At 48.8% G+C, this 17,983-nt stretch carries 21 protein-coding genes, 1 rRNA gene and 1 other annotated feature; of the genes, 21 read left to right on the top strand and 1 reads right to left on the bottom strand.

Annotated features, from left to right (window positions below; translation table 11 throughout):
• The 12 genes from rrf to rsmI all read left to right on the top strand — a co-directional run.
• Positions 1 to 94: ribosomal RNA gene (rrf, locus tag BM124_RS15070) — 5S ribosomal RNA — on the top strand; the annotation flags it as partial.
• Positions 95 to 409: 315 nt separating this feature from the next.
• On the top strand, positions 410 to 739 hold the full coding sequence (locus BM124_RS15065) for a RidA family protein (protein WP_280139749.1): 330 nt from the start codon (positions 410 to 412) through the stop codon (positions 737 to 739).
• A 265-nt stretch (positions 740 to 1,004) separates the two neighbouring features.
• A complete protein-coding gene (locus BM124_RS15060; protein WP_093338744.1) occupies positions 1,005 to 1,196 on the top strand; it encodes a sigma factor G inhibitor Gin in 192 nt (63 codons plus the stop codon).
• 83 nt (positions 1,197 to 1,279) lie between these two features.
• A complete protein-coding gene (locus BM124_RS15055) occupies positions 1,280 to 2,734 on the top strand; it encodes an aminotransferase class I/II-fold pyridoxal phosphate-dependent enzyme (protein WP_093338743.1) in 1,455 nt (484 codons plus the stop codon).
• Entirely contained in the window at positions 2,731 to 3,366 is a 636-nt protein-coding gene (gene tmk / locus BM124_RS15050; protein ID WP_093338741.1) for a dTMP kinase, read from the top strand. Before BM124_RS15055 ends, tmk begins: the two co-directional genes overlap by 4 nt.
• Positions 3,367 to 3,455: 89 nt before the next feature.
• Positions 3,456 to 3,785: a cyclic-di-AMP receptor gene (locus BM124_RS15045; RefSeq protein ID WP_093338740.1), complete on the top strand. Its 330-nt coding sequence runs from the start codon at positions 3,456 to 3,458 to the stop codon at positions 3,783 to 3,785.
• A gap of 15 nt (positions 3,786 to 3,800) precedes the next feature.
• The gene (holB, locus tag BM124_RS15040; RefSeq protein WP_093338738.1) at positions 3,801 to 4,787 is read left to right on the top strand and encodes a DNA polymerase III subunit delta'; all 987 of its coding nucleotides are present in this window, start codon (positions 3,801 to 3,803) and stop codon (positions 4,785 to 4,787) included.
• Between the two features lie 2 nt (positions 4,788 to 4,789).
• The gene (locus BM124_RS15035; protein ID WP_093338736.1) at positions 4,790 to 5,605 is read left to right on the top strand and encodes a PSP1 domain-containing protein; all 816 of its coding nucleotides are present in this window, start codon (positions 4,790 to 4,792) and stop codon (positions 5,603 to 5,605) included.
• Between the two features lie 31 nt (positions 5,606 to 5,636).
• The gene (gene yabA / locus BM124_RS15030; protein ID WP_093338735.1) at positions 5,637 to 5,984 is read left to right on the top strand and encodes a DNA replication initiation control protein YabA; all 348 of its coding nucleotides are present in this window, start codon (positions 5,637 to 5,639) and stop codon (positions 5,982 to 5,984) included.
• Between the two features lie 97 nt (positions 5,985 to 6,081).
• The gene (locus BM124_RS15025) at positions 6,082 to 6,822 is read left to right on the top strand and encodes a tRNA1(Val) (adenine(37)-N6)-methyltransferase (protein WP_093338733.1); all 741 of its coding nucleotides are present in this window, start codon (positions 6,082 to 6,084) and stop codon (positions 6,820 to 6,822) included.
• Complete coding sequence (locus tag BM124_RS15020) at positions 6,809 to 7,078, top strand: GIY-YIG nuclease family protein (protein ID WP_093338732.1); 270 nt, start codon at positions 6,809 to 6,811, stop codon at positions 7,076 to 7,078. Before BM124_RS15025 ends, BM124_RS15020 begins: the two co-directional genes overlap by 14 nt.
• Positions 7,075 to 7,941: a 16S rRNA (cytidine(1402)-2'-O)-methyltransferase gene (gene rsmI, locus BM124_RS15015; protein WP_093338730.1), complete on the top strand. Its 867-nt coding sequence runs from the start codon at positions 7,075 to 7,077 to the stop codon at positions 7,939 to 7,941. The genes BM124_RS15020 and rsmI overlap by 4 nt, the downstream gene beginning before the upstream one ends.
• A 191-nt stretch (positions 7,942 to 8,132) precedes the next feature.
• On the opposite strand, the gene BM124_RS15010 is transcribed toward rsmI, so the two are convergent.
• On the bottom strand, positions 8,133 to 8,417 hold the full coding sequence (locus tag BM124_RS15010) for a transition state genes transcriptional regulator AbrB (protein ID WP_093338729.1): 285 nt from the start codon (positions 8,415 to 8,417) through the stop codon (positions 8,133 to 8,135).
• Between the two features lie 417 nt (positions 8,418 to 8,834).
• Positions 8,835 to 9,098, top strand: a binding site (T-box leader).
• Positions 9,099 to 9,143: 45 nt separating this feature from the next.
• Here BM124_RS15010 and metG point away from each other — a divergent pair.
• The 9 genes from metG (at position 9,144) to ispE (ending at position 17,924) form a co-directional block, all read left to right on the top strand.
• Positions 9,144 to 11,135 (top strand): methionine--tRNA ligase, encoded by a 1,992-nt coding sequence (gene metG, locus BM124_RS15000; protein WP_093338726.1) that lies wholly within the window; start codon positions 9,144 to 9,146, stop codon positions 11,133 to 11,135.
• Positions 11,136 to 11,221: 86 nt separating this feature from the next.
• Positions 11,222 to 11,989, top strand: a complete 768-nt coding sequence (locus BM124_RS14995; RefSeq protein WP_093338724.1) for a TatD family hydrolase — start codon at positions 11,222 to 11,224, stop codon at positions 11,987 to 11,989.
• 214 nt (positions 11,990 to 12,203) lie between these two features.
• A complete protein-coding gene (locus tag BM124_RS14990) occupies positions 12,204 to 13,412 on the top strand; it encodes a G5 and 3D domain-containing protein (protein WP_093338722.1) in 1,209 nt (402 codons plus the stop codon).
• Positions 13,413 to 13,539: 127 nt separating this feature from the next.
• A complete protein-coding gene (rnmV, locus tag BM124_RS14985) occupies positions 13,540 to 14,151 on the top strand; it encodes a ribonuclease M5 (RefSeq protein WP_093338721.1) in 612 nt (203 codons plus the stop codon).
• Positions 14,105 to 14,986, top strand: coding sequence for a 16S rRNA (adenine(1518)-N(6)/adenine(1519)-N(6))-dimethyltransferase RsmA (gene rsmA, locus BM124_RS14980; protein ID WP_093338719.1), 882 nt, complete (start codon positions 14,105 to 14,107; stop codon positions 14,984 to 14,986). Before rnmV ends, rsmA begins: the two co-directional genes overlap by 47 nt.
• Before the next feature lie 90 nt (positions 14,987 to 15,076).
• On the top strand, positions 15,077 to 15,970 hold the full coding sequence (gene yabG, locus BM124_RS14975) for a sporulation peptidase YabG (RefSeq protein WP_170841164.1): 894 nt from the start codon (positions 15,077 to 15,079) through the stop codon (positions 15,968 to 15,970).
• 326 nt (positions 15,971 to 16,296) lie between these two features.
• Entirely contained in the window at positions 16,297 to 16,551 is a 255-nt protein-coding gene (locus BM124_RS14970; RefSeq protein WP_093338718.1) for a Veg family protein, read from the top strand.
• Between the two features lie 135 nt (positions 16,552 to 16,686).
• The gene (locus BM124_RS14965) at positions 16,687 to 16,869 is read left to right on the top strand and encodes a small, acid-soluble spore protein, alpha/beta type (protein ID WP_093338717.1); all 183 of its coding nucleotides are present in this window, start codon (positions 16,687 to 16,689) and stop codon (positions 16,867 to 16,869) included.
• Between the two features lie 191 nt (positions 16,870 to 17,060).
• Complete coding sequence (gene ispE / locus BM124_RS14960; RefSeq protein ID WP_093338750.1) at positions 17,061 to 17,924, top strand: 4-(cytidine 5'-diphospho)-2-C-methyl-D-erythritol kinase; 864 nt, start codon at positions 17,061 to 17,063, stop codon at positions 17,922 to 17,924.
• The last annotated feature ends 59 nt before the right edge of the window (positions 17,925 to 17,983 follow it).

Here is a 17,983-nt window from a genome sequence, read left to right as displayed (position 1 = left end):
CCCACCCGTTCCCATGCCGAACACGGAAGTTAAGCTCTCCAGCGCCGATGATAATGAAGGGGCAACCCTTTGTGAAAGTAGGACGCCGCCAGGCATCAAAAGGACGGTCGGATTGTTATCCGGCGGTTCTTTTTTTGCAGGTAAAATGTTTCGCTGCCGGCTGATCCAAGTACTCCTTTCTCTCTGGAATGATATTTTAAGAATATTGTGAATTCATATTTTGTCCGGAAACCACTCCTAATAGCTACTAAGTTGCGTTTATCCTGGAAAAAAAGAGACAAACGCAACATAGAAGGGCTCATGGTGACGTTTACGGGTATCAGAGAGGGAAGAAACGTCACTATGGTGGATTCATAGTTGCGTTTGCCCCCTCTGGAGCAGCTGCAAACGTCGTTATGGCCTTTCTAAAGTGAAGTCAACCATATATTCTTTGGGCTCAAAGCAGGAAATACCGCATTTCTGCTGCAGCGGCTGCACCCTTGTCCAAACGCAGCGCCCAACGACTCTACGCTGCGTTTACCATTTGGATCGTGTTATGGAAGGTTTTCATCTCACGCGTTCGGACATTTGTGAAATGGAAATCTTTTTGACGAACCCGGAGGAACACTTTGAACCATGCATGACTCATTTTAAGGAGTATGTGGGAGATCACCGGCCGGCAGGGACTCTCATCGGTGTGCCGGCTATGGCATGTGATCATCAATTGATTGAAATCCGGGCCGTGGCATATGCCGGCTGATTTCATTGATAGACAGAAAACGTTACGGCGTCGAAGGAGCTGTTCCACCTGGGTGGAGCAGTTTTTTTGGTAACCATGCCTTTTCCTAAAAGCCGGGGAATGATGCAGGCCGGCGGTTCTGCGATCGTATGAAAATTAACAGCCGGGTGGCAATGACATATAAGCTCCTGCAGCATACGATACAACAGGCGGCGGGATCAGGAATAAAAACAAGGAGAAACGGACAGAATAAGTTTCATAGATGAAAAGAGGAGGTAACGTCGGTATGGAAAAAGAAAGACAGGCGGAATCTTGTACTCTATGCGGCCGGACAGAAAGCAGAGGCATTCATATTCTGGATATCTTTTTATGCCTGGATTGTGAAAAAGAGCTGATCCAGATGGAGGCAGAAGATACAGCCTATCACCGGGCGGTCAAAACGTTGAGTTCGTCCAGAGCTTCCAAACTGTTGATGTAAAAAGGAATATTTGCAGGAAAACGTCGATTACGTCATAATTTTAGATACAGATATTCATATAAAAAGTAGAAGAGGGACTATACATGAATCAATCATCGCTTCCTATTGTTGAAGCCCTGCAGCAGCATGCTGAAGCGGAACCGGATTCTTTTCACGTACCCGGGCATAAAAACGGCGTCGTACAGCCGGCGTACGCGCGTGAGATACTGTCGGCGTCCCGGTATGACCAAACGGAACTGCCGGGACTTGATGATCTGCATGATCCCTGTGGTGTGATTGCCTCGGCCCAGCAGCTGACAGCTGACATCTATGGGAGCCGGTCGGCGTTCTTTCTAATTGGAGGATCCACCGCGGGGAATCTGATTATGATTCTCGCTGCCCTGCAGGAAGGCGATGTAGTGTTTGTACAGCGGGATACCCATAAATCAGTAATTAACGGTCTCCGGCTTGTTAAGGCGCAGCCGGTGTTTCTGGAGCCGGAATATGATGAAACGTCGGGTCTGTCGCTTGGGTTAAGCATTCATTCCGTACAAAGGGCCTTTCATTCTTACCCCGAAACGGCAGCATTAATCGTAAACCGGCCTGGTTACTATGGATGGACGTCTCCGCTCCGTGCGATTATCGGAGAAGCCAAAAAGAACGGGGCGCTCGTTCTTGTTGATGAAGCGCACGGGGCACATTTTCCGGCGGGAGACGTGTTTCCGGACAGTGCGGTTTCCCTTGGAGCGGATCTTGTCGTGCATTCCGCCCACAAAACGCTGCCCGCGCTTACGATGACAGGATATCTTCATGTCGGCCGGTCCAGCCGTATTAAGGCAGCAGAGGTACAGGAAGCGGCTGCCATGGTAGAGTCGAGCAGTCCGTCCTATCTGCTGCTGGCATCGTTGGACGCGGCGAGAAAATACCTGTACGATCTGATACAGAAAGATGATGCTGCGCTGCAGGAGCAGCTGAAGCAGACGAAACAGGCTGTGCTGCAGGCTGGAGCGCTCGAGGAACGAATCCCTCCTGAACACGTGCGGGCTGATCCACTGAAAATCGTGGCCCGGGCTCCGCAGGGACATACCGGCTGGGCGCTGCAGCGGTATCTTGAGGAGGAGCATGTATTTATAGAACTGGCAGATGAGGCGCATGTCGTCTTTTTTCTTTCCTTTCAGCCCCTTTCGACAAAAACATTGCAGCGGATTGAACGGGGCGCAGCCCGCCTGCGGAGTGAAAATCCGGCGGTTTACTCCGGCGCAGGAGCACGGTCTCTTCCCTTTTCGGGTATGCAGAAACTTCCTGCAGACTGGTACCAGGCAGGACGGGGTGAGACAGAAACAACGACACTTGAGGACGCTGAACAAAAGCAGGCTGCTGTTGATATTATCCCTTATCCTCCGGGAGTTCCTCTTTTTCTAAAAGGAGAGACGTTAACCGGTGAACGGCTGGATTTTCTGCTGAAGCGTCTGGAAGCAGGCGGAAGTGTTCAGGGTGTCCGGCAGTCGGAAAACGGACAATGGTTGACCAGTACAGTGAAAAGGAAGGAAGCGCGATGATAATAAGAGGGCTTTTTATTACATTTGAAGGCTGTGACGGCGCGGGAAAAACGACCGTGCTGGACAGGGTGCACGATGAACTTGAAGAAAAAGGATATCCGGTTCTGAAAACACGGGAACCGGGAGGCATTGATATTGCGGAAAAAATCAGGACGTTAATTCTAAATCCCGAACATAAAGCAATGGAACGGCGTACAGAAGCGCTGCTGTATGCCGCAGCACGGCGCCAGCATCTCACCGAAAAAGTGATTCCAGCTCTGGAGGAAGGCACTATCGTTCTCTGTGACCGTTTCATTGACAGCAGTCTCGCCTATCAGGGAGCAGCCAGGGGTATCGGTATTGAGGAAGTACTCGCTATCAATGAGTTCGCTGTGGAGGACCACATGCCTGATGCCACCATTTATCTTGATATCGATCCGGAGAAAGGTCTGAACCGTATCCACGAAAACAAAAAACGGGAATTTAACAGACTGGATCAGGAACATGCCGATTTTCATTATAAGGTATACCGGGCGTATGAAACACTGGCGGCACGTTTCCCGAAACGCATACATAAAGTAGATGCATCATTATCTATAGAACAGGTTCAGCAGCAGGCTGTGAATCGGATATTGAATGTTCTTTCTCCGTGACTGGAACAAACAGGGTTTTCTTTTTAGAAACAGGTACAGTAATATAGAATAAACACGTATTTTTACAAGCACAGAAAGAGGGTGTTCTCATGAAATTAATCATAGCGGTCGTGCAGGACAAAGACAGCAACCGTTTATCCAACGCACTGGTGGAAGAAGACTTCCGCGCCACGAAATTAGCTAGTACCGGAGGCTTTTTACGAGCGGGCAGCACCACCTTTTTGATCGGGGTGGATGATGAGAAGGTGCAGTCTGTGCTTGATATTATTAAAAACAACTGTCAGGCCAGAGATCAGCTGGTAGCCCCGGTTTCTCCGATGGGAGGTAATGCCGATTCCTATGTTCCGTATCCGGTCGAAGTTCAGGTGGGCGGCGCCACAGTCTTTATTATGCAGGTCGAACAGTTTAATCAGTTTTAAGAACGAGGGATCCTTATGGACTGGAACCGGATGATCGAAGACCAGCCTTTCGTCATGACGATGCTCAAACAGAGCATGGAAAAGGACAGGCTTGCTCATGCCTATATATTTGAGGGGATGCGCGGGGCAGGCAAAAAAGACGCAGCGTGGCTAACCGCGCAGAGTTTGTTCTGTCCACATCGTGAGAATGCTGCTCCGTGCGGGACATGCCGCGAATGCAGAAGAATTGAACACGGCAACCATCCTGATATTATTGTGGTCGAGCCGGACGGTGCTTCCATTAAAAAAGCGCAGGTAGAAGCACTGCAGAAGGAATTGACGTATAAAGGAATGGAAACGGCTTTTAAAATATATATCATCAATGATGCGGACCGCATGACGGCAGGAGCCGCCAACAGCCTGCTCAAGTTTCTGGAAGAGCCGGAAAGTCCTATTCTGGCTCTTTTATTAACAGAAAATGTCCATTTCATGCTGGATACCATCCTTTCCCGTGCCCAGAAACTTTCCTTTGCGCCCCCATCGCCGGAAAAGAGAGCCCGCACCTACAGGGAAGAAGGTGCCTCTGAAACAGCAGCGCCGCTTCTTGCGAGACTGCCGGATGAAGCTGCCGGCAGTTACCAGGGAGAAGCCACAGACTGGATTGTACAGGGCAGAGCACTAGTGATACAATTAGTGGAAGAGGTTCACTCCAGACCTCATCAGGTACTTTTGACACTGCAGGAAAAGTGGCTTGCTCATTTCAAGGATAGAGAAGAGCTGGACATAGGCCTCGATCTGCTGCTTTTCTGGTACCGTGATTTGTTGACGGTAAAACATAACGGGCGTGATCTTGCCTACCCGGATCAAAGGGAAACAATGGAAAAGCAGGGTCTTCAAATGCCGGAAACAAAAATCGCCCGTATATTGCAGCTGATCCTTGATGCGAAGCGGAAGCTTCGGGCCAATGTGAATGCCCAGCTTTTAATGGAGCATTTACTGCTCCGTTTACAGGAGGGATCTTAGCGTTGCATGATGTAATAGGAGTCAGGTTTAAAAAAGCGGGGAAAATTTACTACTTTTCTCCCGGTTCCTTAACAATAGAAAAAGACGACTGGGTTGTGGTGGAAACATCCCGTGGATTGGAATTCGGAAAAGCGGTTCTCGGGAAAAAGCAGGTGGGCGAAGATGACGTCGTTCTGCCGCTGAAAGAAGTTGTACGGCTTGCCACCGAAGAAGATAAAACGGTCATCGAAGAAAACAGGGAATTTTCGAACAGGGCGTACGAAGTATGTGAAGCCAAAATTAAAGAACATCAGCTGGATATGAATCTAGTCGATGCTGAATACACGTTTGACCGGAATAAGGTGCTTTTTTACTTTACCGCGGAAGGACGGATTGATTTCCGTAATCTTGTTAAAGATCTGGCATCTGTGTTCCGTACACGGATTGAACTGCGTCAGATCGGTGTCCGTGATGAAGCGAAACTTCTCGGCGGTATCGGCCCGTGCGGCCGCGTACTATGTTGTTCGACGTTCCTTGGTGATTTTGAACCGGTGTCAATCAAGATGGCCAAAGACCAGAATCTCTCGCTGAATCCCGCGAAGATTTCCGGGTTGTGCGGACGGCTCATGTGCTGTCTGAAGTATGAAAATGACCATTACGAGACAGCGAAGAAAGAACTCCCGGATATAGGAGAGCACATCGGGACACCGCAGGGAGAAGGCAGAGTGGTCGGTCTGAACATTCTGGAGCGCCTTGTCCAGGTGGAACTGAGAGAAGAGCAGAATGTGCTCGAGTACAGTCTCGATGAACTAATGGAGGAAGGTCATATCGTGAGCTGAAGACAAGGGGATTAATTGAGGTGGAAGGAACGTGGAGAAGAAAGAAATTTTCTCGCAGGTCATACACATGGAAGAACGGATCGGAACGTTTCATGATGAACTTGGAGAATTGAAAGAACAGTTGGCAATGCTCATTGAAGAGAACCATTCGCTGGCACTGGAAAACCAGCATTTACGTAAGCTTCTCGAAGAAAAAGAGGCCAAAGAACCGGAAAACGGGACACAGGCTTCTTCCGGGGGTACAAAGAGTGTAGGCGAAGGGTATGACAACCTGGCACGCCTTTACCACGAAGGGTTCCATATCTGCAATATGCATTACGGGAGCCTTAGAACCAACGGAGACTGCTTGTTTTGTCTTTCTTTTCTCAACCAGAAATAAATCACTTCCTGGAAGCTGCTCCTGTCGACAGGGGCAGCCTCTTTTATCCCGGCGCTTTTTTTCGTGATAGAATAAGAAATGGAGGCAGGTGAACAGGATGAACGCATCGTTACAGGACGGGGAAAGGCTTGATTATATTACACAGGATCTTTCCATCATTCAACGTGCTTCGGTATTCGCTTTTTCCATCGATGCCGTGCTTCTTGCCCGTTTCACCTATGTACCGAAAACGAGAGGTACCATTATCGATATGTGCAGCGGAAACGGAGTCATTCCTCTTGTCCTGTCGACACGGAGCAGTGTGCCAATCACCGGTGTGGAAATACAGCCGCTTCTCTCGGATATGGCCGAGCGGAGCGTGGCTGCCAATCAGAAACAGGAACAGATTACGATGATGGAAGCGGATGTCCGTACTCCGGAGCTTCGCACAACAGTCGGGGAAGCTGATTTGGTCACATGTAATCCCCCTTACTTTCCGACGCCCCAGGATACAGAAAAAAACACTAATCCATTTTTCACAAATGCCCGACACGAAGAGAATGGAACGTTGGATGATATCATCCGGGCAGCGTCGGTTGTGGTGAAACAGAAAGGAAAAGTGTCGGTGGTTCTCCGTCCGGAGCGGATGGCGGAGCTGTTTGAAATTTTCCGGAAGTACAGATTGGAACCAAAGCGGATGAAGATGATTTATCCAAAGCACGGCAAAGAAGCAAATATACTGCTGGCAGAAGGCATGAAAGATGGAAAACCGGGACTGACATGTCTTCCCCCCTTAACCGTTTATGACGAAAAAGATGCTTATACCGAGGAGTTCAGACGATACTATGCAGGCTGCTGAACATCATGTATACATACTTGAATGCCGGGACGGTTCCTATTACACGGGATATACGACGGATCTTGTGCAGCGGCTGCGCATGCATGAACGGGGAAAAGGAGCAAAATATACGAGAGGACGGGGGCCGTTCAGGGTCGTTTATCATGAAGTGTTTGATAAAAAAACCGACGCCATGCGGATGGAGTACGAAATCAAACAGTGGACGCGGAAAGAGAAGGAAATGTTTCTGGCAGACAAAGAGGGAGGAATGTCATGAATCACCAGCAGAGCTTCAGGCAGAAGACATCCGGTGCGCTGTATCTTGTCCCTACACCCATCGGGAACCTCGAAGATATGACATACCGGGCGGTGCGGGTTCTGCAGGACGTGGATAAGATTTTTGCCGAAGATACCCGCCACACCCGGAAACTTTGCCATTACTTTGAGATTTCGACACCACTTGACAGTTACCATGAACACAGCGCAGAAGGAAAAGGCAGCAGCATACTGACGCTGCTCGAGGAAGGCAGAACGGCAGCGCTCGTCAGTGATGCGGGAACACCGCTTGTTTCCGATCCGGGACGGGAACTGGTCCAGCAGGCGTTGGAACAGGACATCGCTGTTATCCCCCTTCCCGGGGCGAACGCGGCCGTTACGGCATGGACCGCTTCTGGTCTGGGCGGCGGTCCGTTTTACTTTTACGGTTTTCTCCCGCGGAAGAAAAAGGACAGGCAGGCTCGTCTGGACCACCTTTCAGGCGTGAATGTGCCGATTCTTTTTTACGAATCTCCGTACCGGCTGAAAGAGATGCTGTCTCATCTGGAGGAAACATGGGGAAACCGCCGGGCCGTGCTGGCAAGAGAGCTAACAAAGCAGTACGAAGAGATTTTGAGAGGGACCCTGCCGGAAATCGCCCGGTACGTTCACGAACATACGCTCAAAGGAGAGTGCTGTGTCATTGTGGAAGGGACGCAGGAGGAGACCGCTGCTGGAGATACCTGGTGGGAGGCGCTGGAGCCCCGTGCACACGTTCAAGTGTATGTGGAACAGGGTATGACATCCAAAGAGGCCATCAAAGCCGCTGCCAAAGACCGCGGGGTGCCCAAACAGGAAGTCTATGCTGCCTATCACCACCTGTAAGCAGTATTTCTGCCAAATTAGAAATGAATACGTCTATATAAAAGAACCCGGGATATCCCGGGTTCTTTTATATAGACTTTATAAGTGCTCTGGTGTTTGAGAGATGCCGGTTTTGACACTCTGTCTCCCGGTCCGCTTAGGAAGCGCGGGATTGAGCGGGGCATCTGCTGCGAAAAGAGCCCGCGCTTTGCTTATTTGTGATTGTCTACATAAGACTGCAGGTCTTTGATAACTTCTTCGGCACCTTCCGGGGAAAGAATGATTTTCCCGTCAGCAAGAGAAATGTTGTCATCGGAAACTTCTCCGGTTACCTGACAGGTCATGTTCGGCTTGTACTTTTTCAGTACGATGCGGTCGTGATCGACATAAATTTCAAGAGCATCCTTTTCTGCAATATCCAGCGTACGGCGCAGTTCAATAGGGATGACCACGCGCCCGAGTTCGTCTACTTTTCTTACAATACCAGTTGATTTCATTTTGGTTCCTCCTCAAGTATAGTGTGCAAAATGTCATCGTTCGACAAAATTCTCTCTTTCCGTATGCTAAGAATACCAATCTTTCCAAAACACGTCAATTATTTTTGATAAAAAAACTGAGAAACCTTGAAAAAATTTCAATCTGTTTAAAAAGACCGCATGCCTGTAATAGAACTGAAACATGCGTAATAGAGAGATAGTGATAATCAAAATGGTAAATACAGAATTATTGTATCATGTAAAACATAGACAGAAAACGAATGTCGACACGAAATTTTAATTTTGTCGAAAATTGTAGAAATAAACAAAGAAAGAAATATCCTTCTGGACAAAGATGAGCCACTCCCGAGCTTGTCTTGACAGGGAGAGAGCGCTTCGTTATAGTCTTAGATGGAACAATCGAACAACACAGCCTATAGAAGTCCGATGAAGGGATGAGTAGGGAGGAAAACTGTCAAAGAGAGCCGGGGTGGTGGAAACCGGTACAGAAAGCACTCCTGAACATGGTCCCGGGAGGATTTTCTTTCCGAGCTGCCTTCAGTAAGGAAAGGACGCAAGTCTCGCGTTATAGAGAACGTGCTGTTTTACGGATTGCAGTAAAATCAGACAGTGCGCAAAGCTTCGTCTTTTTAGATGAAGAAATTTGGGTGGTACCGCGTGAGTGATACTCTCGTCCCTTACACAAGGGCGGGAGTTTTTTTAATAGGCAGAAAGGGAGGACGAAAAATGGCAGAAGAAAAGAATACGTTTTATATTACGACTCCTATTTATTATCCCAGTGATAAGCTTCATATCGGCCATGCCTACACAACAGTAGCAGGAGATGCCATGGCACGGTACAAACGTCTCCGCGGTTTTGATGTCCGGTATTTGACCGGGACGGACGAACATGGTCAGAAAATTGAACGCAAAGCGGAAGACAAAGGAGTCACACCGCAGGCATTTGTGGATGAAATCGTGGCAGGTATTAGAAATTTGTGGGATACGCTTGATATTTCCTATGATGATTTTATTCGTACAACCGAAGAGCGCCATAAAAAAGTAGTGCAGCGCATATTTGAAAAACTGAAAGCAAACGGTGATATTTATCTTGATAAATATGAAGGATGGTATTCCGTTTCGGATGAATCGTTTTTTACAGAACGTCAGCTCGTAGATCCCATTTTTGAAAATGGAAAGATTGTCGGCGGATACAGTCCGGAAAGCGGCAATCCAGTCGAATGGGTACAGGAGGAGTCATACTTCTTCCGGATGAGCCGGTATGCAGACCGCCTGCTTCAGTTTTATGAAGACAACCCGGACTTCATTCAGCCGGAATCGCGTAAAAATGAAATGATCAACAACTTTATCAAGCCGGGACTGGAAGATCTGGCTGTATCAAGAACGGCATTTGAATGGGGAATCCCTGTCAGCAGTGATCCGGAACATGTCGTTTACGTTTGGATTGATGCACTTTCCAACTATATTACGGCTCTTGGGTATGACACGGAAAACGATGAGGATTTTCAAAAATACTGGCCGGCGGATGTTCACCTGGTTGGCAAAGAGATTGTCCGTTTTCATACCATCTACTGGCCGATCATGCTGATGGCGCTGGATCAGCCGCTTCCGAAAAAAGTATTCGGTCACGGGTGGCTGCTTATGAAAGATGGCAAAATGTCGAAATCCAAAGGAAACGTGGTCGATCCTGTACCGCTTATTAACCGGTACGGACTGGATGCGCTGCGGTATTACCTGCTCCGTGAAGTGCCGTTTGGTTCGGACGGCGTTTTCACCCCGGAAAGCTTTATCGAACGGTTGAACTATGATCTTGCAAACGACCTCGGCAATCTGCTGAACCGCACGGTCGCCATGATTAACAAGTACTTCGACGGTCAGCTTCCGGCGTATCTGCAGGATGGCACGCCGTACGATGAATCATTGGTGGAACTCGTTTATGCGACGGTTGAAAAAGTGGAATCTTCAATGGAAGAGATGGAATTTTCGGTGGCTTTGACTGCCATCTGGCAGCTTATCAGCCGCACGAATAAATATATCGACGAAACCCAGCCATGGATGCTGGCGAAAGAAGAAGAGCAGAAAGAAGAACTGGGGACGGTGCTCTATCATCTGGCTGAATCACTGCGTTACATTTCCATCATGATCCAGCCGTTTATGACAAAAACACCGCACTCCATCTGGCATCAACTCGGCATTGCGGAGTCGTGCAGGGAATGGGAGACGATGCGCGAATTCGCGCAGCTTCCGGAAGGAACTCGTGTGGTGGAAAAAGGGGAACCGATCTTTCCGCGTCTGGAAGTCGAGGAAGAGGTAGCCGGAATTATTGAAGACATGGGAGGTACGGTGAAAACAGCTGAAGATCAAGAGGTAGAAGCGGAAGAGGTAGAAGAAGAAGAGGAGATCACCATCGATGACTTTTCTAAAGTGAAACTGAAAGTCGCCGAGGTTCTTTCAGTGGAACCGGTGAAAAAGACAGATAAACTGCTTAAAATCCAGCTCGACGTCGGCGGGGAAAAGCGCCAGGTTGTATCCGGTATTGCCGAGCATTACGTGCCGGCCGATCTTGAGGGTAAAAAGGTAATTTGTATAACGAACCTGAAACCGGTGAAACTGCGCGGTGAACTGTCACAGGGTATGATACTCGCAGCGTCTCAAGGCAGTGAACTCACCCTGGCGACAGTGGATCAAGACATGCCAAGTGGTTCAGACGTCAATTAAGACAAAGGCAGCAGGCAGCACTGACCCGGAAGGAGGAGATCCCTTTTGGGTCAGCCTTTATTTTCAGGACAGAAGGAGGGGATCGTATGTTATTTGACACCCATGTTCATTTGAATATCGACGATTTTCAGGATGATCTTCAGGAGACGATAGACCGGGCCAAAGAGGCTGGTGTGGAAAAAATGAATGTCGTTGGTTTTGATCATGAGACGATCAAAAAAGCAATGGAACTGATTGATACCTACGACTTCCTGTATGCGTCCATCGGCTGGCATCCGGTTGATGCTGTGGATATGACCGATGAGGATCTGGAATGGATAGAAGAACTATCGGCCCACCCTAAAGTGGTCGCCATTGGGGAGACAGGCCTTGATTATCACTGGGATAAGTCACCGGCGGATGTGCAGAAGGAAGCTTTCCGCAAACAGATTGCGCTCGCAAAAAAGGTAAACCTGCCGCTTGTTATCCACGACCGTGAAGCTCATCAGGATATTGTGGATATTCTGAAAGAAGAAAATGCCGCAGAAACGGGCGGTATTATGCACTGCTTCGGCGGTGACCTGGAGATTGCAAGGCAGGCGCTTGATATGGACTTTCACATATCGTTCGGCGGACCGGTGACGTTCAAAAACGCGCAGCTGCCAAAGGATGTGGCCAAAGAAATACCAATGGACCGGCTGCTTGTGGAAACCGACTGCCCATTCCTCGCGCCGCACCCAAACCGCGGCAAACGCAATGAACCAGCCTACGTAAAGCTGGTCGCAGAAAAAATAGCAGAACTGAAAGAAATGCCGCTGGACGAACTGGCGGAAAAAACCACCAAAAACGCAGAAAAACTGTTCCGTATAAACTGACAGAGTATTTTGTTGAAAGCTAGCGGCGTTCAGCGCCGCTTTTTAATATCCGGGAATGTTCTCGTTATTTCCTGTTTTTCCGGTGGTAAATCGTCGAACGATTCTTCTTTTCTTCATGTTTTTCCTAAGCAATAATATATATTGTATGAACAAAAGAGTTGACAAGGACATAGGGAGGGTCTACAATTTGTTCCTTGTGAAGGAGGGTTAGTAGATGAGTTTGAAACAACGTGCCGATTTTTCCGTTTCAAAACCGGGAAAAGGCATGGTTCTGGCTTTGGCTTTTCTTCTGTTGACTGCAGCCGGATTGTTTTATGCCGTGCATGAAACGACCAAGGCGACGGTGACGATTACAAAAGGTGAAGAAACATTCACTGTAGCCACCCACGCAGACACAGTAAAAGGCATGATCGAAGAACAGAACCTGGATGTAAAAAAGAAAGATGAACTCAGCTCATCGATCACCGAACCCATTACCGGCAACATGAATCTGGAATGGAAGCCGGCAAGGAAGATAACCGTGTCAAAAAACGGCGAGGCCTCAAGCATCTGGACAACGGCCTCTTCAGTGGGTAAAGTGATAAACAATCAAAACATTGACCTCGGTCCGCATGACGAATTGAATAAAGAAGTTACCGCACCGGTAAAAGACGGAATGACGGTGGCTTACGAATCTGCCTTTCCTGTTACCATTAAGGATAATGGAAAAACAAAAGAAGTCATGACAACAACAGCACAGGCAGGAAACATTCTGAAACAGGCAGGGATGAAGCTGGACAGCAATGACCGCCTGAAAGAGGGAAAAAATACGACTGTTTCCGAGGAAACGGAACTGGATGTTGTCCGCGTGGAAAAAGTAACGGATGTCGTGCAGGAGAAACAGAATTTTGCCACCGTGACACGCAAAGATGACTCTCTTGCCGGCGGACAGGAGAAAGTAGTAAAAAGCGGCAGCAAAGGTGTCGTTGAAAAAAAGTATGAAGTGGTGCTCGAAAACGGAAGAGAAGTATCCCGCGAGCTCGTAGATCAGACAAAAGTGAAAGAAAGTCAGGATAAAGTTGTAGCAGTCGGCCCGTCCGATCAGACATCGATCGCGTCGCGTGGAAGCAGTCCGTCCGACAGCAGTTCCAGTGGACGCACCCTCTCGATGGAAGCTACAGCCTATACAGCTGATTGCAGCGGATGTTCCGGCATTACAGCGACAGGAGTAAATCTGAACGCCAATCCTAACCGAAAAGTCGTAGCAGTGGATCCTTCGGTTATTCCACTTGGAACGAGAGTGCATGTGGAAGGTTACGGAGAAGCGGTGGCAGCTGACACCGGCGGAGCCATCAACGGCAACCGCATTGATGTTCATATGCCTACCAACCAGCAGGCGATGAGCTTTGGAAGACGTAATGTGCAAGTTACCATTTTGGAATAATATTATATGTATTTTATCCAGGCGTGAAAGCAGAAAGGGATCCGGTCCCTTCTCTTTCCGCCTTTTTTTTCGCTGTGAATCATAGTATAATAATGCTTGCTGAAAGCTCGGGAGGCTGACATAACAAATGAACGTCAAAGAATGTATTGTGGTGGAAGGCAAAGCGGATACGATGGCCATCAGGCGTGCTGTCGAGGCGGATACAATTGAAACAAACGGTGCCGCTGTCGGAGAAGATGTATTGAGAAGGATTGCGCTTGCCAGGGAGCGGCGCGGTGTTATCATATTCACCGACCCCGATGTTCCAGGTGAACGGATCCGGCGGATTGTCAGCAGGGAAGTTCCCGGATGCAGACATGCTTTTTTGACGAAAGCAGATGCCGACTCCGGCGGAGGCGGCAGTCTCGGTGTCGAACATGCCCCGCCTGAGGTCATCCGCCGTGCGCTGCACATGGTACGAAATGAAATGCCAAAAACAGCTGAAAAGACAGAACCGGTCACGCGTCAGGACTTAATGGACGCAGGAATGATGGCGGGTCCGGATTCAAGGCGGCGCCGCGAAAGAATGGGCGAGGAACTGAATATCGGCTATTCCAATGCGAAACAGTTTTTGCATCGGCTGCATGTCTTTCATATTCAACGTGTGGAATTTGCACGGGCTGCCGCCGCTGTGCTGGAGGAGGAAGAAACGTTTGGCCAGAGAAATAGCAGCCCCGGGACGGACGAAAGAAATACTTGAACACCACGGATTTTCTTTTAAAAAGAGCCTGGGCCAGAATTTTTTAATTGACCGGAATATTCTAGAGAAGATTGTCCTTGCATCGAAGGCAGGGTCTGAGGACGGAGTCGTGGAGATCGGCCCTGGTATCGGCGGGCTGACGGAACACTTTGCCAAAGCCGCGAAGCAGGTGGAAGCGTTTGAAATCGATGGACGTCTGCTTCCGGTGCTCCAGGAAACGATGGCCCCCTATCCGAATGTAAGGATATGGAATGAAGATATTTTGAATGTGGATATGAGACGTGTGCTGTCGGAGGACCTGCAGGATGTACAGGAAGTGATTGTTACAGGGAATCTTCCTTATTATGTAACGACCCCGATTATCATGAATCTGCTGGAGCAGCGCCTTCCTATCACCCGGATGGTGTTTATGATGCAGAAAGAGGTAGCGGAACGGATCGCGGCCGAACCGGGTTCGAAAAATTATGGTTCGCTTTCCATCGCCGCTCAGTACTTTGCCGAGCCGGTAAAAACCATGATCGTTCCCAAAACGGTTTTTGTTCCAAAACCTAATGTGGATTCTGCTGTCGTCCGTTTTGAAATAAGGGATACTCCGCCGGTGCAGGTGGAAGACGAAGCGTTTTTCTTCCGCGTGATCAAGTCAGCGTTTGCCCAGCGCCGCAAAACCCTTTGGAACAACCTGCAGCACAATCTCACAGGACGGGAGCAGCGCGAAGAGCTGGGCGCTGCTCTGCAGGAAGCAGGGATCGATTCCGGCAGACGCGGTGAAACATTAACCATGCAGGAATTCGCCCGTCTCAGTGATTCCATACAGCACCGACTCCACCAACGATGAAAGCAGCCGTCTCCTCTTTTTGAGGAAACATTTTTATGGGCACATTTCCCGACTTTCGGAATAGGCTGGCGGAGGAAGGGGGAAGTTGACGTGGAAAAGGAATTGAAGGCAGGGGATCTTGTAACCCGGCATTCCTACGACGGTGATATTATATTCCGGATTACGTCCATGGACGACAAGAATGCTGAGTTGGCCGGAGAAGAGCTTCGTCTGGCAGCTGATGCTCCCATTGATGATTTGAAGAAAGTGGACGAAACAGAACGAAGATCCCATGAAAAGAATCTCCGGGAAAAAGAAGAACGGGTCTACCGCCTGTTTCGGCAGGAAGCACATCTGATGAAAGAGCGGAATGAACATGAAGCATCGGAGGGCTATAAGGAAGACACGTCGTATTTTGAAATGCGCGGACGTGTACTGCATCTGGATGGGGATGCTTATTACCTCTCCAAATGCACCGCGTTGTATGAGAGACTCGGCATTCCCGTCTACGGCGTCCATATCCCGGAAAAGGAAATGCCGGAGCAGATATCTTCCCTGATCGAAATGGTGCGCCCGGATATATTGGTGATTACAGGTCACGACGCTTTTATTTCCTCGAGGGGATCGGGAAACGATATAAAATCATACAAACATTCCAAAGTATTTGGGAGAACCGTGCGGGAAGCACGGAAAATGGTACCGCAGCTCGATCAGCTGATCATTTTTGCCGGCGCCTGCCAATCCTATTTTGAATGGCTGATCAAAGCCGGTTCCAACTTTGCGAGCGCTCCGGAGCGGGTTAATATTCACGCGCTGGACCCTGTTTATATCGCCGCTAAAATCAGTCTGACACCTTTTATGGACCGAATCAGCGCCCTGCACCTTATCCGGCATACCCTCACCGGCCAGGATGGGCTGGGAGGACTGGAAACAAAAGGAGTGCTGAGGCGTGGATCACCCTGGAAAGAAGAGGCCGGCGCCGTATCCGGTGACAAGAGAAAATAAAACACTGGGCTGTATCAAAAGGTACAGCTCTTTTTTTGTGATGTAAAGTGAACACGGGCAGGATCGGAAGGCGGCGGATCCAGTGTCCGGTCGTTTGAAGGCCCTCGAATGCAGCACTCTCAGACCACCCTCACGTATTCCATGAGTCTGCCTTTTTCTTTTAGAAGAATAAAATGGAAAAAAGAGCATAAACTTTAAGGGAGAAAATAATTTCTCCGGGCAAAAACATTTGACAAACAAGCTTTAAAGTTGATACCATGATACGTTTACTTGACAAAACGGGCAAGGGTTGTTACACTATTCAGTAGTGAGGTGGGTCTGTAACTATGGGAAAAACTTTGATTGAAATTAAAGAATCACTGGATGCCAATGTAGGAAAAAAGATCACGATCACAGCAAATGGCGGCCGTAAGAAAACGATTGAACGTTCTGGTCTGCTGGAAGAAACATATCCTTCCGTGTTTATTGTGAAACTCGACAAAGACAAGCACTCGGTGGAGAGAATTTCGTACAGCTATACCGATATACTCACCAAATCGATTCAATTGACGATGCTCGGGGAAGAAGAACTTCATGCCTGAGTAAAGGACATGCTGCTGGAAACGAAATAAAGTGGCTTTCTGCGGACAAGCAGAAGGCTATATTTATGTCTGCTTCGGGACATACTAAACCATGCCTGCAGGGTTTTTCATTCAGCTGTGAAGGAGATGGGTGAGATGAGCCGGAGACGCGGTATCATGTCAGAGCAATTGAAGAATGAAGTGGCAAAGGAATTAGGGTTTTATGATACAGTCCAGCGTGAAGGCTGGGGAGGCATTAAATCCCGCGACGCTGGTAATATGGTGAAACGTGCCGTACAGATGGCGGAAGAGAACCTGCAGGATTCCAACCGTTCCTAACCCGCAGGCATAAAGCAGGGCTCCGGGATTTCTCCCGGAGCCCTCTTTTTTACGGTGGCTGCAGCCAGGCATATATCCCATTTCTAATAGTTCAAACTGTACACACTTCTTTTTTTAAACTAAAATATACAAAGATGTAAACGTTAGAACCGGAAATGCGGCGCGGCAGCGAAGAGAAGGGGAAGTGAATGGTGAAACAATCAATAAAAGCTCCTGCCAAAATTAATTTAAGCCTGGATGTGCTGGGGAAGCGCAGTGATGGCTACCACGAAGTGAAAATGGTGATGACCCAGGTGGATTTATCCGACAGGCTTGATATGGAACCGCGGGAAGACGGTTTGATCCATGTGGAAATGTCGGAAGGGTCTCTCCCGGCCGACTCGCGTAACCTTGCCCATCAGGCTGCTGTGCTTTTGAAACAGCACGGCGGCACAAAAATGGGAGCATCCATTTACATATACAAAAATATTCCGGTGGCTGCCGGCCTGGCCGGAGGAAGCAGTGATGCGGCAGCAGCGCTGAGAGGATTGAACGAACTTTGGAAGCTCGGACTTTCTCTTTCGGAACTGGCGGAGCTTGGCGCCGAACTTGGTTCGGATGTTCCATTTTGTGTTCACGGCGGCACCGCTCTTGCCACCGGGCGGGGAGAATGCATTGAAAAAATTCCTGAACCTCCGTCGTGCTGGGTAGTACTCGCAAAACCACCCGTCGGCGTTTCCACCGGTGATATTTATAAACGAATGAGAACGGAGGATATCAGCAGTACATCTGCCGATACCATGAGCGCTGCGGTTCGTGATTATAATTATAATGCTATCTGCCGCTCTCTGCATAACGCGCTGGAACAGGTGACGCTGCCAATGTACCCGGAAATCAGGCAGATCAAGGAACGGATGAGGGCATCGGGAGTGGACGCCGCTTTGATGAGCGGCAGCGGTCCGACGGTTTTCGGCCTTGTCAAAAAAGAGGCGAAACTACACCGCGTATACAATGCACTTCGCGGCTTCTGTGACCAGGTCTATGCCGTGCGGCTGCTGGGAGAGAAACAGCCTTGATAAAATCCGTATAAAAATGGTATATTCTCATTACATTATTCGGTTTTTATGGAGGTTGC

The sequence above is a fragment of the Salibacterium halotolerans genome (genome assembly GCF_900115625.1).
GTDB classification, from domain to species: domain Bacteria; phylum Bacillota; class Bacilli; order Bacillales; family Marinococcaceae; genus Salibacterium; species Salibacterium halotolerans.
This window is presented reverse-complemented; position numbering and strand designations above follow the sequence as displayed.